The organism is Syntrophorhabdus sp., from assembly GCA_012719415.1.
Taxonomy (GTDB): Bacteria; Desulfobacterota; Syntrophorhabdia; order Syntrophorhabdales; family Syntrophorhabdaceae; genus Delta-02.
Map to the genome: position 1 here is coordinate 1 of JAAYAK010000228.1, position 17,341 is coordinate 17,341.

General features: G+C 58.3%; 11 protein-coding genes and 1 pseudogene. 2 read left to right on the plus strand and 10 right to left on the minus strand.

From position 1 onward, the window contains the following. The 6 genes from GXX82_13435 to GXX82_13460 all read right to left on the minus strand — a co-directional run. Positions 1-806, minus strand: an 806-nt coding sequence (locus tag GXX82_13435; GenBank protein ID NLT24041.1) for an ABC transporter permease, incomplete at its 3' end; no start/stop codon positions are given. 53 nt (positions 807-859) lie between these two features. Next, positions 860-1,297: a type II toxin-antitoxin system VapC family toxin gene (locus tag GXX82_13440; GenBank protein NLT24042.1), complete on the minus strand. Its 438-nt coding sequence runs from the start codon at positions 1,295-1,297 to the stop codon at positions 860-862. Next, positions 1,288-1,533, minus strand: a complete 246-nt coding sequence (locus GXX82_13445) for an AbrB/MazE/SpoVT family DNA-binding domain-containing protein (protein NLT24043.1) — start codon at positions 1,531-1,533, stop codon at positions 1,288-1,290. Before GXX82_13445 ends, GXX82_13440 begins: the two co-directional genes overlap by 10 nt. 50 nt (positions 1,534-1,583) lie before the next feature. Continuing rightward, positions 1,584-3,110 (minus strand): radical SAM protein, encoded by a 1,527-nt coding sequence (locus GXX82_13450; protein ID NLT24044.1) that lies wholly within the window; start codon positions 3,108-3,110, stop codon positions 1,584-1,586. A gap of 36 nt (positions 3,111-3,146) precedes the next feature. Then, positions 3,147-4,007 (minus strand): hypothetical protein, encoded by an 861-nt coding sequence (locus GXX82_13455; protein ID NLT24045.1) that lies wholly within the window; start codon positions 4,005-4,007, stop codon positions 3,147-3,149. Positions 4,008-4,065: 58 nt separating this feature from the next. Further along, positions 4,066-5,937, minus strand: a complete 1,872-nt coding sequence (locus GXX82_13460) for an adenylate/guanylate cyclase domain-containing protein (protein NLT24046.1) — start codon at positions 5,935-5,937, stop codon at positions 4,066-4,068. 172 nt (positions 5,938-6,109) lie between these two features. On the opposite strand from GXX82_13460, the gene GXX82_13465 reads away from it, so the two are divergent. Continuing rightward, on the plus strand, positions 6,110-9,781 hold the full coding sequence (locus GXX82_13465; protein ID NLT24047.1) for a PAS domain S-box protein: 3,672 nt from the start codon (positions 6,110-6,112) through the stop codon (positions 9,779-9,781). Positions 9,782-9,874: 93 nt separating this feature from the next. Then, complete coding sequence (locus GXX82_13470; protein NLT24048.1) at positions 9,875-11,644, plus strand: PAS domain S-box protein; 1,770 nt, start codon at positions 9,875-9,877, stop codon at positions 11,642-11,644. Positions 11,645-11,728: 84 nt separating this feature from the next. Here GXX82_13470 and GXX82_13475 read toward each other — a convergent pair. From GXX82_13475 to GXX82_13490, 4 genes and pseudogenes are all read right to left on the minus strand, one after another. Beyond that, a pseudogene (locus tag GXX82_13475) lies at positions 11,729-11,986 on the minus strand (hypothetical protein). A 60-nt stretch (positions 11,987-12,046) separates the two neighbouring features. Continuing rightward, entirely contained in the window at positions 12,047-12,658 is a 612-nt protein-coding gene (locus tag GXX82_13480) for a hypothetical protein (protein ID NLT24049.1), read from the minus strand. A 19-nt stretch (positions 12,659-12,677) separates the two neighbouring features. Continuing rightward, positions 12,678-13,982, minus strand: coding sequence for an RHS repeat-associated core domain-containing protein (locus GXX82_13485; protein NLT24050.1), 1,305 nt, complete (start codon positions 13,980-13,982; stop codon positions 12,678-12,680). 1,092 nt (positions 13,983-15,074) lie between these two features. Then, positions 15,075-17,341: hypothetical protein (locus GXX82_13490; GenBank protein NLT24051.1), on the minus strand; the 2,267-nt coding region annotated here is incomplete at its 5' end.

The window sequence follows — 17,341 nt, forward strand, 5'->3', positions numbered from 1 at the left end:
ACATCCCTTAAGCCTTCGCCGAGGAGGTTGTAGCCCATGACGGTGACGAAGATGGCGAGGCCGGGGTAGAGGGAGAGCCACCAGGCCACCTCTATGTTGTCCTTCGCCTGGGTGAGGATGTTGCCCCAGCTCGGTGTGGGGGGCTGGACGCCGATGCCGAGAAAGGACAGCGCCGATTCCGTCAGGATGGCCCCGCCGATACCCAGCGTCGCGACGACGTAGACGGGTGTCACCGCATTGGGCAGGACGTGGCGGAAGATTATCCTCAGGGAATTGAACCCCTGCGCCTTCGCGGCCATGACATATTCCTTGCTCTTTATGCTCAGTATCTCCGCCCGCACGAGACGCGCCGTGCCCATCCAGCTCGTCAGCCCGATGACGATCATGATGTTCCAGATGCTGGGCTCCAGGATGGCAATGACGGCAAGGATGAGAAAGAACGTCGGGAAGCACATCATGAGGTCGACGAAGCGCATGATGGCCTCGTCCACCATCCCCCCGAAATAACCAGATATGGCCCCCAGGATGAGCCCGATGAGGATGGCGATGCCCACGGAGACGAATCCCACGAGGAGGGATATCCGCGTCCCGTAGAGGACCCGGGAGAAGACGTCCCTGCCCAGCGTGTCCGTGCCGAAGGGATGGGAGAGGCTGGGCGCCGAGAGTATGTTCTTTATGTCCGGCTCGATGGGGTCGTGAGGCGAGATGACCGGCGCGAAGAGGGCGCAGAAGAACATGGGAACAAGGATGATGAGCCCTACGAGCGCAAGGTGGTGCCGCACTGTCCGTCTGAGAATGTCTTTCATGTCACCTCATATTAATAGCCGGAGACGGCAAAATCAAGCAAAAGTCCGCCCCGTCAGAGAGTCTCGAGCAAGGAGACAGGAATCTCCTTGATACCTGCCAGCAGCCGGTCATTCGTGAGAAGGACATCGGCGCCATGGACTATGGCGGTCGCGGTGATAATGGCGTCGGGCATCTTGAAATTGTAGACCGCCCGGACACGTGCCGCCTCCTCCGCGACCACTTCGTCCATGGGACGAACGGTGAGATTCGGCATCTGGAACATGAGCTTGATCTGGTCGAGGGCGGCCCAATTTCCCTCCCGATAGGGAAGCACAGCACATTCGGCGAAAGACAGGACGGACGCGATGAATTTGTGGGTTCCCTTGTTGGCGACAGCATCAATTATGGGAACAACTTTTTCCCCCAGCGGTTCCCGCGAGAACACCGAGATGAATACGTTCGTATCGATCGCTATCGTTCTGTATCGGGCCAGAAAATCCTTTACCCCCACGTTTCACGCTCTTTCTTGAGATATTCCAACGGGTTGTCGCCCCAGGCTCCCTTGCAGCAGCCGAAAGACGCTTCTGCCCAGTCCTCTGGTTTCTTCATGAGAGAAATACGCCCATTTCTATCGCTCGTCATGATCAGGACATCGCCGGGGTTGACCTTCACGCTGTTGCGGATTCGGGCGGGAATAACGATCTGGCTCTTCACTCCCACCTTTACCTCTTCTGTCACACCGAACATACCTGCCTCCTTTGTATTCCTATTATAGCCAAACGTAGGAACTATGTCAATTATGTCATACTATGGCAGAAAAACGGCGCGTGATTGGATGTGAAGTAGGGGGGCTGGCGCTTCACGATCTCCCGGATGGCGGGATGGCGCGTGAATTCCCTGTCGAGAAAGCGCCTCACCTTTTTGCGGTCCCATCCCTTCGGATGGACAAAGTCCGTGTAGAAGGAGAGGTCGCCGCCAGAGAAGGGCTTCGCCTCGAGGCCAGCGGCATCGGGGCTTCCGTGGGGAAGGTTGAAGACGGCGAGGTTGACAAACCCGATGGACTCATGGTGCTCAACGACGAAGTCCATGGTCCTTCGTGCTGTCCCCTCACTCTCCCAGGGCGTCCCGAAAAGGAGATAGGCGTATGTTCCGATGCCCGCCCCGGACAGGGTCTTCAGGGCCTTCGATACGTCGGTCAGACGTATCCCCTTCCGCATGCCGTCAAGGACATCCTGATCCCCCGACTCGATGCCAAGCTTGAGCATGACGCAGCCGGAAGCCCTGAGGTCCCGGCAGAACCCCCCGTCCGTCAGTTCCTTCGTCACCCGGGCAAAGCCGTACCAGGGAACGCCGGGCGGCGTATTGATGAGAGCCTTGAGGACGGAAGGGCTTATCGCGTTGTCGACGATGTGTGCCAGAGCGGGACGGTACTCTTGCGCAAGCTCTCTCAACCCGGCCGCCGCCTCTATCGGCGCGAGCTCCGCGTATGGGGTGTCTTCGGCCGTTTCGGGACAGAAAGAGCATTTGCCGTAGTAGCACCCCGTCGATGTGCTGTAGGGCATGACCATCCCCGGCGACAGGTAATCCTTCAGAGGGAATGCATCGTAAGCGTAGGAGGCGGAGATCTTCCTGCCTCCCGCCTCGGACGGCGATCCGAGAAGTCCGAGAAGAAAGGTCTCTCCCGGACCCGCAACGACGTGATCGATGAGGCCGCCGAAGTTGTTCTTCCATGCCGGCGCGCTCATCCATGACGTCACCAGTCCCCCGCCAAGGATTATCTTCACCTTCGGGAACTCGCTTCTCACGAAACCCATCATCGCAAACGCGCCAAGGGCCTGACTGAGGTAGGTGAGCGAGAATCCCGCGAACCTCTCCCCGCCGCGCCCCAACTCCTCCCTGAGACGTCCTGCGAAGTGCTCGTAGAAAGGGCTGTCCCCGGGGTGACGAGCCGCCTCCATGAGGTCCTCGCTTCTGATCGGTGACAAACGTTTGTCCTCATAATCGGCGAGGCTGAGCCTTGTGTTCTCTCCACCGGCAAAGAAAAAAGACCGGTTGACGTCGTTGACGCATCTCTTGTAGCGGTCGAAGTTGCGGTATGTCCTTTCGTCCCGAAGGGCATCGAGGTTTCGGGAAAGGTCTCGCGCGGCCCTCTGCGACCACCTGTCGCCACCGGGGACTGTACTGGAAAGGAGCCGGAGCATACCCTCGACGTTCATGTCTAGGACCCTCACGGGATGGCCGGCATCCTTCAAGGCGCCGGCGAGACGCGCGAGTCCCGCGGGAGGTTCGCAGGGTTTGGCTACCGGGGGATTGATAAGGAGCACGTTCTTTCTTTCAGACACGATGGAGCGGGATACCGGCTACCTCATGCCCTCCTCCATCTTCCTGAGGTTCTCGTTGTCGGGAAAGTCGGCCTTCAGCGACCTCACCTCCGCCCGTGCGAGGTCGTTGAGGTTGTTGTCGATGAGGAAGAACACGCAGGAGAGCCTGAAGGAAAGGTCCTCTGTGCGCTCTTTGAAGGTGGCTATCCTCCGGCTGAACTCCTTCACCTGGGTCTCAGGGGGCAGGGAAAAGACACCCCCCGAGACATTGTTGACCTTGCCGGAATCCACGATCCACCGGTATTCGTTGCCATAGGCCAGTACCTTATCGGGCACCTTGAGGGAACTGCCCTCGCTCTCCGCGCTGAAAACGACGGTGTCGCCGGAGATTATCTTCACAGTCACCTTCCTGTCGCCGGGACACCTGTTCTCCCAGGAGAGCACCGGTGCCGGGTCGAGTATGGTGGTGCTCACCGGTGATATCGCCCTGATGCAGGGCCTGACGCCGCGCACGACGAAACCGCCCATGGACCCCGGGGTGGCGCTGCCCGGGGTGTGCAGACCCGTGAGCTCCGAGACCTTTCCCCTGACGGCCACCATCCTGCCCGGCTTCGCCAATCCTTCGGAGTTGTCGCCGATCTCGTAACCCTTGCTTTCCTTCAGGGACGCGACGACCACCCTGCCCTTCCGCACGCTGATCCTGTCCCCCTCCTTGACGGCATAGAGGATGTGTTCGCTCCGCCTGAGGGCGATCGTCTTTCCTTGGGCGCTCTTCAGCTCAGCCGTTCCCTTGATGTCGAAGATGTACCCTGCCTCAGCGGCGGCCCCGGCGTCGCCGGCCTTCAGGAACATGACCGCGCCGCAAAAGATGAAAAGAAGGACAGCGCCCATCTTTTTCATATCGTTCTCCTCCCGTTCAGATCATTCCCTCCTCTTTCCCGCACGCACCTACATCACATCACGTCTCCCCGACGGTGTAAAGGGAAATGGGGCGCTCGACCCCCTTGACGGCGAATTCTCCCAGGGTCTTCCACGGGAAAGCGTCCCCGGCCGCGGTGCGGGCGTCGCTGCTGACGAGAAGGGCCGTTCCCGCCTCCTTCGTGAGGCCCTCGATGCGGGAGGCGATGTTCACGTGCTCGCCGATGATGGTGAAGTCCATTTTCCTCTCAGAGCCTATGTTGCCGAGGATGACCTCACCATGGTGTATGCCGATCCCGACACCCACCCGCCAATCACCAATGGACTCCCTGAACCGGCCTTCGTCATTGAGGCGCCTCGTCTCGTCGAGGATATCGAGGGCAGCCGATACCGCATCGGCGGCAGGGCTCTCCCCTGTCATGAAAAAGGCCAGCAGACCGTCGCCGATGAACTTGTTCACGAAGCCACCGCGCTCCTGTATCCTTTCCGTGAGGGCGCCGAAGAAAAAATTGAGGAAGCCCACCACCTGGCGCGCCTCCCTTTGTGTCGAGAGGGCCGTGAAATTCCGGACATCCAGGAACAGGATGGAAACGTCACGCGCTTCGCCGGCAAGGAGGGACTCCGGATCCATATCGAGGAGCCTGTCGAGAACATTCCTGTCCATGTAGTAACCGAAGACCTTCTCCACTTTTCGCCGCGTCCTTTCCTCGACGAGATACCGGTAGGGATAAACGAGGATGGCAACGACGAAGGGCGCGATCGCCTGGGGAAAGATATGGATGTAGCACCCCGCGGAGAAGAGGAGGAGATTGACGGCAAAGAAGAGGACCGCGAGGGCGACGAGCGCGGCGATCGCCGGAAGAGGCCTCATGAGGGATATCACCGCGAGCGACACACCTGCCAGGACAATGAGGACCGCGACATTGACGGCAAGGGGCGCCTCCGTCAGGGAGGTGCCCGTCAGCATCGTCTCCGCTATTGTGCCGTGGATCACGGGACCGGGCATTCTGCCGCTTCCGGGCCGACGAGACGAGGCGTTCCGCTCAGCCGGGTCCGCGGGGAAGATGTCCCCCTTGAGGGGCGTGGCGTGGACGTCCTCGTATCCGCTGATGTAACCGAGGACGACCGTTTTCCCTGAAAAGGCTTTCCTGTCGATCCTGCCGTCCATGACGTCGTCAAGGCGGTAGAAGGGAATGGAGCGTGTCAGCGTGTAGTTCAGGAAAACCGGGGCAGACCCGTATTGCCGTCCCGTGGCGAGCCGGTAGAGGACCGAGGCGAAGGACGGTCTCCCGCCGCGGCCCACCATCTGCTTCCGGATAATGCCGTCGTTCCCGCTGAGTTCGCCATCCGTCAGGGCGGCATCGGCGATGACCATGTTCTTTATGAAGGGGCTCACCCCGTAATAGAAGGGGACCATGTCACCGTGGACGACCTGCACGATGTTCATGCGCTCCGACACATCCATGATGGGACCCAGCACCGACCGGTCCAGTCTCTCGCCCACTTCCTCCATGACCCGGCCGGCCTCGGCCTTCGCTCCGTCGGGGCTGCCGGCCATGAACGCGGCTGCCGCATCCTTGAGCTTGTCGCTCTGTTTGTGGACGAGAATGAGGTCGAGGCCCACCGTCCTCGCGCCGTATTCATCCATGCGCCGCAGGAACCGGCCGATGTCGTCGTAGACGAAGAGGAGGGGCTTCTTCCTGATAAAGGACCTCTCATCGATGCCGACAACGACGATCTCTTCGCTCGGCGCGCCCTTTCCGAGGCCGAGGGCGTCGGAAGCCTTAACGCGCCTGTCGTAGGCCCTTCCCTCCAGGCCCTTCTGCAACCCCGCACCATATATGCCGAGGCAAGAGAGGACCGCAAGAACCGCTATCACGACCGTGATGACCTGATGTCTTCGATCTCTCACCGTTATCCGTCCCCGAAAGATTCCCCCTATTATACACCAGCCCCCGGCCGCGCACGACCTATTTCACGCGCCCTTCGCAGGTCACGACCTCTCCCCGGAAATCCCTTATGGTCACGAAGGCTGATGCCGACAATATTGTAGGCATGACCTGCCAGGGAGAACACGCGGATTTATGGAACTGAGGGCCATCGTCAGGGTTGACAAGGACAGGTGCGTCAATTGCCACGCCTGCATCTCGGCCTGTCCCGTGAAGTACTGCAACGACGGGAGCGGCGACTATGTCCGGGTCAATGCCGACATGTGCATCGGGTGCGGCAATTGCCTCGCGCACTGCACTCATCAGGCGAGGTACTACGTTGACGACTTCGACGAATTGCGCGAGGCGCTGGCGAAGGGAGAGAAGGTGGTGGCCATAGCGGCGCCCTCCGTGGCGGCCAATTTCCCCGGACAATACCTTAACCTCAATGGTTGGCTGAAGAGCATCGGGATAGAAGCGGTGTTCGATGTCAGCTTCGGTGCCGAACTGTCGGCGAGGTCATGCCTCGACCACCTCGACAGGAATGACCCGCGGGCCATGATCTCCTCCGCCTGTCCGGCTGTCGTGACGTACATCGAACTGTACCATCCCGAGCTGATAGAGTATCTAATCCCCGTCGACAGCCCCATGATCCACACGATCAAGATGATCAAGCGGTTCTACCCGTCATACAGGGACCACAAGGTTGCGGCGATATCCCCCTGTATGGCCAAGAAGAGGGAGTTTATCGAGGCCGGATTGGGTGATTACAACGTCTCCTATACGGCCATAGACGGCTACCTCAGAAGCGAAGGTCTGTCCCTCAACAATTTTCCCCCGGTGGATTTCGACAATCCGCCCGCGGAAAGGGCCGTGTCCTTTTCCACCCCCGGAGGTCTGCTGCAAACCCTGGAAAGGACCTGCCCGGGTATACGGCGCAAGGCGAGAAGGATTGACGGGGTGCCATCGGTCTACGAATACCTCAAGAACCTCAGGGATGTCATCGACGCGGGGAGGGGCCCTCTCCTGGTGGATTGCCTGAACTGCGAAATGGGCTGCAACGGAGGCACCCTGACGGTGGCGAAAAAGGATGCGACGCTTGACGAGCTCGAATACCGGGTCACCCGGAGAACGTTGGAAATGGAAAAATTCCACGGTCGAGGAGAAGATGGCGGCAAAACCCCCAGCCCGGAGAACATCGAGGAAACGATCGGGCGGTACTGGGAGAAAGGGCTCTATTCGAGAACATATACCGACCGCAGCGAGAACGTGAAACTCAAGCACCCGAACGAGGGTGAACTGGCCGACATCTACAGGTCGATGTATAAGTTCTCGGCCGACGATATGTACAACTGCACCGCCTGCGGCTACAACAGCTGCGAGAATATGGCCATCGCCATATTCAACCATTTGAACCGTCCCCAGAACTGCCACTTCTACCTGGCCAGAGAGACCGAACTCTCTCACCGGAAGGTCGTCAAAACCGCGAAAAGGCTGAGCACCCTCTTTGACGCCTCGCGGGAGGGCCTCATGCAGATAGACAGGGATGGTACCATTGTCGCGGCGAACCCGGCGATGAAAGGCATTCTCGGCAGGGAGAACCTGACGGGACATTCGATCCTGGATTACCTCAGTCCGGGCGGCGAGACCATCTTTAGACAGTACTCAAGCCTTTATACGGAAAAGATGAAGAGTGCCTATGAGATAGACCTCGTGAGACCGGACGGAACGACGCCGCACTGTCTCGTCAGCGCGGCGCCCGTCTTCAATGAACGCCAGGAGTTGCTCGGCGAGTTCGCGATCGTTTCAGACATCACGGAGCGTCAGCGTTCGGAGGCCCTGCGGGCCAGGCAGGCCCAGCTGTCGGAAGCCATGGACCTTGCCCATGTCGTCTACTGGGAGCTCGATCCCGCAACAGACACCTACGTCTTCAACGATCCCTTCTACGCGTTCTATGGCACCACTGCCATGCGGGAAGGAGGATACCGCATGACAAGGACGGAATATGCCGGGCGATTCATACATCCCGACGACGTGGCGCGCTTCCATGAGTTCGTGGAGGAGAACGCCCTGAAACCCGACCCGGAACTTGTCGCCGCCATCGAGCACCGCATCATTCGTCGCGATGGATCGGTGCGGCACATACTCGCACGGTTGAGGGTCGTCAAGGATGGCTCGGGCCACATCGTGAAGAGGCACGGCGCGAACCAGGACATCACGGACCGGAAACAAGCAGAGGATGCGCTCCGCAAGAGCGAACAGACACTGCAGGCGGAGAGGGACAAGCTCAAGAGCATCTCCGATAATGCCCCCTTCGGCATGGTTCTCACCGACAGGTGCGACCGTTTGGTCTGGATGAACCCCAAGTTCACGGAACTCTTCGGGTTCGACCGGCACGATGTCCCGGACTCCAGGGCGTGGTTCGCGAGGGCCTTTCCGGTCGCCGGATCGAGACACGCGGCAATGTCACAATGGGCAAGGGACGGTGTATCGGGAAGCGGCAGACCGAGGACCCATACCGTCACGTGCAAGGACGGGACGCAAAGGACCGTAAATTTCATTATCTCGGCGCTCGCGTCCGGTGACCACCTGATGGCATGCGAGGATATCACCGAATTGAGGCATCTCGAATCCCAGTTGCGCCAGGCACAGAAGATGGAGGCCATAGGCACGCTCACCGGGGGCATCGCGCACGACTTCAACAACATCCTGATGGCTGTCATGGGGTATGGTTCGCTCCTGCAGATGAAAATGACGGACGCGGACCCTCTGCGCCCCTTCGTGAACGAGATACTGTCTGGTTCCGAGAAAGCTGCCAGGCTCACCCAAACCCTTCTGGCCTTCAGCAGGCAGCGGCCGGTGGTTCTGAAACCCACCAACCTGAACGACACGATCAGGGGAACGGAAAAGCTTCTGAAGAGGCTGCTTATAGAGGACGTGACCCTGAGGACCGTCCTTTCCGACGAGGACATCGTCGTTATGGCCGACGCGACACAGGTCGACCAGATACTCTTTAATCTAGCCACCAACGCAAGAGACGCCATGCCGCGGGGAGGGACGCTCGCCATCGAAACGAGGGCGGTCGAGCTGGATGAGGAGTTCATGCACTACCACGGCTCCGGTGAGCCGGGCCGGTACGCCCTTCTTTCCGTCTCGGACACGGGCACGGGGATGGATGAGACGACACGGGAGAAGATATTCGACCCCTTCTTCACGACCAAGGAGGTGGGCAAGGGAACGGGCCTAGGTCTTTCCACCGTGTACGGCGCGGTCAAGCAGCAGAATGGATTCATCAGCGTGCACAGCAAGCCGAACGTGGGCACGACCTTTCATATCTACCTCCCCATTGTGAACGGCGGCGTAAGGAAAGAGGAACCCGTCCAGGCTCCGATAAGAGGCGGCACCGAGACCATACTTGTTGCGGAGGACAACGAGGCGGCGCGGAGCTTTCTAAAGGCGGTGCTGTTGCGCTATGGATATAACGTCATAGAAGCCAGAGACGGGGAGGAGGCGATAGAGGAGTTCAAGAAAGCTAGCGGGATCGACCTTCTCCTGTTCGACTCCATTATGCCGGTGAAGAATGGAAGGGAAGCCTATGACGCGATACGAAATATCAAGCAGGATATAAAGGTGCTTTTCACCAGCGGTTACACGAGAGATGTCGTCCTCGATAAGGGCATTGAGGACAAGAGGTTCCCTTTCGTTTCAAAACCTATCCTGCCGGAGACCCTCTTGAAAAAGGTCCGCGAGGTACTGGAGGAACCGGTATGCATTCCGAGTGGCACCCTCCTGTCTTCTTGCCGCGCCCCCGCCAGGCGCTCCGGATGAGTGGCCCCCTGTGGAAATCCCTGAGTGCAAATTGCCGCGCATCGTTGTATAGTAATAGCATCCGCAGTCAACGACCGTGCGAACATGGATGATATGAAGGACGAAAAGAAGAGCAGAGGGCAGCTCATCGGTGAGCTCGTCTCGCTTCGCGAAAGGGTTGCCGAACTGGAGGGCCAGGGAACTCCCCGGGGGCTTGAGGGAAGATATCGCACCCTCTTCGAGCACGCGAGCGACGCAATGATCGTCGCCGAGCCCGACGGGAAATTCCTCGAGGTCAACAAAAAAGCGGAGGACCTTTTGGGTTACGGGAAGGAAGCGCTGCTGGGCATGAAAGTGGCGGATATACACCCGCCTGAAGAGCTCGACAGGGTAATCCTTCACTTCTCGGGAGCGGCGGCAGGCCGGATCGGTTTTCTTTACGATACCAGGGTATTGAGAAAGGACGGCACGGTGGTTCCCGTCGATATCACGGGATGTCCCGTGGAATATGAAGGGAAGGCGCTGGTTCAGGGTATCTTCCGCGACATCGCCGAACGCAAAAGTATGGAGGAGGCCCTGCGCAAAAGCGAGGAGCAGCTGCGTGTCCTCAGCGAAAACCTCGCCGACGGGATGGTCTACCAGATCAACACCGGTGTTGACGGAAAGCGGCGACTGTTCACGTATGTGAGCCCCGCGGTGGAGAGGTTTCACGGTGTCAGAGCGGAGGATGTTCTGAGACACCCATCTCTCCTCTACGATCAGGTGGACGGTGAATACCGCGCGGTGTTTAAGGAATCCGAAGGCCGCGCCTTGGCGACAATGTCACGGTTTGAGATCGATGTGCCAATGCACCTTCCCTCGGGCGATATGCGCTGGCGGCGTCTCATCTCCTTTCCCCACGTTCATTCCGACGGAAGCCTCATGTGGGATGGCATCGAACTCGACGTCACCGAACGCAGGAAGATGGAGGAGGAACTCGCGGCGCACCGCGACCATCTCAGCAAACTGGTGGATGAGCGCACCGCCCGGATCAGCGAAGAGGTTGCCAGGAGGAGGGAAAAAGAAGAGCAATACCTCGCCCTTGTGGAATCGATAAAGGAATGGGTGTGGGAGGTGAACGCTGACCTTGTCCACACGTACGTGAGCCCGCGGATACGCGATATCCTGGGGTACGAAGCGGAAGAGTTCATAGGGAAGACGCCCTTCGATTTCATGGCCCCCGGTGAACCGGAAAGGCTCGCGCCCCTGGCGAAAAAGATCCTCTCCGGCAAAGAACAGTTCACGTCCTTGAGAACCGCGGCCCTTCACAGAAACGGGCAGGTGGTCTATCTTGAGGCAAGTGGTCGCCCTTTCTTCGACGAAAAGGGCGCCTTCCTCGGATACCGGGGGAGCTGCCACGATATCACGGAACAGAAGAAGACGATGGACGCCCTTGAAGAGCGTGAACGGGAACTGACGACCAAATCGGAGTCCCTCGAGGAGGTGAATGCCGCCCTCAAGGTCCTCCTGAGACAGCGGGAAGAGGACAGGCGGGAGCTGGAAGCAAGGCTCGTGTCCAACATCCGGGAGATGGTCCTTCCCTACATATATAGAGCGCAGAAAGACAAGCTGGACCTCAGGCACAGGACATACCTCGATATCGTTGCAACGAACCTGAACGAGATAATGTCGCCCTTCCCGAACACGATAAAGCAGTTGAACTTCACCCCCAGGGAGATCGAGGTGGCCTCGCTCATTAAGGAAGGCAGAACAACGAAGGAGATAGCGGAATTCCTGGGGATAGCCACATGTGCCGTCGATTCCCACCGGAACAGCATAAGGAACAAGCTCGGCCTCAACAACAAGAAGACAAACCTCCGCTCCCACCTGCTCTCCCTCGGGTAAGCAAACCTCCGGGTTTCTCATTCCATCCGCTCTCTCCCCCGGCGCAGAGCCTCTTCCCCGCGACCCCGTCTCTTGCGGGCAAGGCATGAATCTCCCCAGCTCCGGGTCGTAGAGGCGGGCGTTGTAGTTGTAGAGACCTGTCCCGTCATCGTCCTCCTGGCCGGTGAAGGTGTAGTTCGTGTTCGGGAAGGAGGGATCGAGGTCCTGCCTCACCCGGTAGGTGCCGAAGGGGTGGTAGTCTATCGTCTCCTTAGAAAGCCAGAAACATACTCTTTTAAGAGACCCTATGGATCGGATGACACGGTTTGTCTTTGGCGGATGGTTGATTGTTCTTGCTGCTATTCTGTCGGGGGGGCGCTCTTGAAATGGGAACCCCGAGAAATAACTCCCCGAGCACCGTTCTCAGTAACAGGACTTACCACGGAAGATGGCCGAGACCTTGGCGCCGATCCAAGCAAGGAAGTCCAGCACGTAGGTCATCACGCCTACTCTTTCTTCATGCCTTGTCGTGTACATGTTGATAGGGCTCGGAGTGCCTTCGGGGAGTTCATAGCAATGCAGCACCTCGGTACCATATTCAATTCCCGCCGTGCCAAGGAGCTTCAATTCATCCTCGGTCAGCCTCAGAGTGGTCTGCACCTCGTGAAACGTAAAATGCATCACCCATTGCCTGTCATCGTCCCTGTACAGGGCGGCGCTGTCCAGTATCTGCACGAGCGTATCGTAGTTCCTATGGACTACTTGCATCGTCTCTTCATTGAGCCTGTAATACTCAACCGGCTGCGCTTCATCCGCGTCTTCGTAGTAGGTCCCGGGCTCCAGTTCCGCCGTACCTTCATAGTGAGGCCTCAACTCGTCCCAGATCTGCGGATCGTCCGCTTCTTCGACTTCGGGATATCTGAAGAACGCGATTCTCCGGCAGCCTATCTTTCGGGCAATAGATATCATTGTCGACAGGAACCCGAAATCGATCAACCTGTAAATGAACTGCGTTTCTCTGTTTCCTATCAGCATGAATCCTCTTCTTCCTTCCCTATTGAATCTCGCAATTACCCCGCTCGGGCGGATAGCCTAGGCGTATATTCTCCGCTGCCCTTCTTTGGAAATCGAACATGAGAGTCGGCTGAACTGCTCTCAGTTTGCTCAGATCCCATCCCGTTCTCGAGACTATGAGATCGATGACCTTTCTGGGAGGTTTGTCACCGTGCCTCAACGTCCCGTCTCGGTTCACGGCACCGCCGTTCCTTCCCTTGGGATCGGTCCCCCAATGCATGTGTTCCTTTGAACCGCTATTTGGATTGGCAGAATGCTTGATTATCTTGTAACCACCCTGGCGAATAACCTTCCCGCCCTTATTGAATATATACCCATACGCACCGGCCATTGCCCCCTGTTCGAACCCCTGCCCGAAGTTCCCGCCGAAGAGTTCCGCTGTGGCGCCTCCCGAGATCCCCCCTATCGCCGCATGTCCGGCAAGCCCCATGCCGAAGTCGGCATACGCATTGCCGGTGAGGTCCTCGGGGAGATAGTTGCCGAGTCCCTTCGCCATGCCCGCGGGGATGGCACCTACGATCATATTCTGCCCCAGATCGCCGCCGGAGACAAGGGTGCTGAAGGCGCCCGTGGTCGCACCTGCGGCCACATGGGCGGCTATGGCCACGGGAAGGTTCTTGACGACCTCCTTGCCCGCTTCCGTTATGGCAATAATCCCGGCATCCCTCAGGTACACTCCGGTGTTGGCCATTACCCACGCACTGAATGCCCCCTTCAGGGCGCCCTCTCCTATGTCGCCCCCCGTTATGGCGGCCTCAGCGGCACCGATGATAGCTCCGATAACCGCCTCGATGAGATCATCTATTCCGAACCAGTGTCCGCTCGGATCCATATACACCAGCGGATTATTCACACAGTAGCTATACCTGTTGAACGCCTGAAGGTTCCCCGGTTCGGGTACCAGGGAATCAGCGGATATGAACCTTCCCAGCTCCGGGTCGTAGAGGCGGGCGTTGTAGTTGTAGAGGCCTGTCTCGTCATCGTCCTCCTGGCCGGTGAAGGTGTAGTTGGTGTTCGGGAAGGAGGCATCGAGGTCCTGCCTCACCCGGTAGGTGCCGAAGGGGTGGTAGTCGATCGTCTCCTTCGTGTTCCCCTTATCGTCGGTGATGACGGAGGAGGAGCCGAGGTGGTTGACGTGATAGTAGAGCGTCGTGCCGTCGGTCCGTATGGATGCTATCCTCCGGCCGTTCGCATAGACGTGGATGATGCCGGTTAAGTCCCTCTTCTCGTAGGCGTCACCGAAGTAGGTGGTGGTGGAGCCCGTCTGAAGGTTCTCCTTCTTCACCCTCGTTCCCGAGGAGTCGTAGGAGAAGCGGATGGAGGAGGAGCCGTCCTTCTTTATGAGTACCGGCTTGTTGTCGGGGTTCCAGGAGATGGTGATCTGAAGAGAACACTCTTCATTTTTCTAGCCTCCTTTAAGGAGCGCCTCCTTGCGGCTTCAGATAACCCAGCAAATACAAAATCGAAAACGCAATCGCACCTATTCCCCAGAAAAGAAAGCCAATTTGAACTACTCTTATTTTGTAATGAAGCCCGTAGTGCTTCCAGTAGTTCACCGCCCACGCACCAAGTCGCCGATGAAATACAACGGCCAGGAATGCCCATTATCAATAATAAGAAAATCAAGAACGTGTCTCCTTATCATTCTAATACGAAACTGGATACCTTAGAACAGCACACAAAGCGAGACGTTCCCACCAGGGGACACGTATGCAAATTCCCAAAAACGTTCTTCATGAACTTGCCGACGTAATGGGGAGCTATCCCCCTCCATAATTGATCCTCATGTAGCACAGATCGGGATCGCTAATGTACTCCCATGAGACATCTCCTTCGTCTCGTTATCGACAGTATACGACCAGCGGCATCCGGTGGCTTTGAATTCATAAATGTAAAGGCTTTTGTGGTTATCGATGGGTTCTGCTCTGACGGGCGGAGGCAAGGGAACCGCTCCAACATTTTTGCCGGTATCAAAATTCCGGTCCACTGCGAACAAATGTTTTGCTTGCTCCCGTGACACGCGCCCGGTGCTAATAATAGCCACAATAGCTAGAGCCAACACCGCGTTTTTCATTGCTCAGCCGTTAATCATGTGTTGCCTCATTCTCTTCGCCCAATGGATGCCCGCACCGAACGCAGTTCCTCGGAATAAAGGGTGTCCAAAGACCGTAAGGGCCCGTTCTGAACACCGGGTTCCCACATTTGGGACAACGCAGCAACCTGTAGTTAACGACGATATGAAGAACAAAGAACAAGAAGAGTAAGACAAGAAACAAGCGTTCAACAACACAAAGCAGAATAATGATGAAACTGCCAAAAAGCCAAAAGAATAGCCAGAGATACGCCTTGGTCCCTATATTCATTGATCTTCACTCTCCTATCGGGAACCCAGAATGTCATCGACGGTCATGTTATTCTTGAGGCAATATGTTTCCGACCTGGTCACCGAACCGCCCGGGTACCCAGGACCAACTCCCGCCGTTATACCAGCCCACGTCGACGATCCTGGGTCAACAGAAACAGAGAGACTTACAAGTGCATAAGATCCGTTGATATTGGCCGTCACAGGGGCTTTCAGGTTCAGTATCCCAACAAAAACGTCACCAGAATTGTTGAAGCCGACACCAGTTCCCTTGGAAAAGCATACCCACTTTCCCTCCATGTTGTATGCATTGAAAGCGCTGCCTTCGGCCACTCTGCCAGCCCCAACGCTTCCACCTGTGCCAAACACGAGCGACCATGATTTCATGGCGTTCCACTGCTCCTTCAAACGCACCACAAACCTATCCAGATAGTTTGAACTGGGGATCTTCTGATTCTCCACCGCCTCGCACGCAAGCATGACGGGCTTGTTGACGTCCCGATATGCCATGGCGGCTGATCCCCCCACCATCGCCCCGGCGAATCCTGCAGCATAGTGCCCTAAGCCTTCCAGGCCACCTGTAGCAACTGATGCACCGGCACCGCCGGCAGCCAGAGCCCAGCTTGGAACACCGCCACAGTAGAGACCGCCGCCCAGGGCTCCCATGGCGCCGCCCATCACAGCTCCCTGAAGTATACCCTCAATCCCCCCGCCGTTCAAGGCAGCCGATGTCGCCCCGGAGGCCATCCCTCCGTAGATGCTCGCACAGAAGGTCGCAAGACCAAGGGTGGCGGTGCCGCCCGTGAGAACAAATACGGCCGCACCCACGGCACCGGCTAGGATGTCCGGCCCGTAATCCCTGAAGAAGTCGCCTATATCATCAAAGAAGTCCCCCAGCGACCAGTGCCCGCTCGGATCCACATACACCAGCGGATTATTCACACAGTAGCTATACCTGTTGAACGCCTGAAGGTTCCCCGGCTCGGGTACCAGGGAGTCGGCGGATATGAACCTCCCCAGCTCTGGATCGTAGAGGCGGGCGTTGTAGTTGTAGAGGCCTGTCTCGTCATCGTCCTCCTGGCCGGTGAAGGTGTAGTTGGCATCGGGGAAGGAGGCATCGAGGTCCTGCCTTACCCGGTAGGTGCCGAAGGGGTGGTAGTCGATCGTCTCCTTCGTGTTCCCCTTATCGTCGGTGATGACGGAGGAGGAGCCGAGGTGGTTCGTGTGGTAGTAGAGGGTCGTGCCGTCGGTGCGTATGGATGCGATCCTCTGGCCGTTCGCATAGACGTGGATGACACCGGTTGAGTCCCTCTTCTCGTAGGCGTCACCGAAGTAGGTGGTGGTGGAACCCGTCCTTAGGTTCTCCTTCTTCACCCTCGTGCCCGAGGAGTCGTAGGAGAAGCGGATGGAGGAGGAGCCGTCCTTCTTTATGAGCACCGGCTTGTTGTCGGGGTTCCAGGAGATGGTGAGGGTGGGGCCGTCGGTGCGTGCCTTCTTCGTCATGTTGCCCACCCGGTCGTAGTCGAGGGATATGCCCCCCGCCTGCCGGACCGCGTGGGGCCTGTCGGCATAGTTGTAGACGTATGTGCCCACGTCGGACTTGTAGGTGATGTTGCCGATGCGGTCGTAGGAGTAGGACTGGCTGTAGCCCTTCTCACCCTCCCCCCTGGCGGTGGTCAGGCGGTTTAAGGTATCGTAGGTGTAGGTGTGGGTTATAGAGTTCACCGTGTCGGTGAGCTTCGTTACGTTGCCCATGAGGTCGTACTCGTAGGAGAGGTCCTGGATGGGGATGCCCGTGCCGGAGGAGACGCCCGTGCAGGTGACGGGGGTGCCGGAGCAGGCGTACCTTGAACCCAGGGGGCAGGTGTGGGAGAGGCAGGTGTCACCGGTCAAGGTGTACCCGTCGGGGCACTCGGGCTCTCCCGCCTTCGCCGTGCACGTCCCTGTCCGCCGGCAGGACTGACTCGCGTCGCAGGCGTACCCGCTGCCGAAGGGGCAGGTGTAGACGGGGGTGCTCGTGTAGGTGATGGAGCCGCAGGCGTAGGTCGTGTAGCCACCGGCCGCCTCGCTCGGATAGCCACCGGTGAAGCTGAGGGTGTTGCCGCTGGCGGATACACTGTACATGTTGCCGCCCCTGTCGTTCGAGACGGAACCGGAGAAGGTGCCGGTGCTGGAGGTGATGGAGCCGCAGGCGTAGGTCGTGTAGCCCCACTCGGTCTGATAACCGCAGGTGAAGCTGAGGGTGTTGCCGCTGGCGGATACGCTGTAGATGCCGCCTCCCC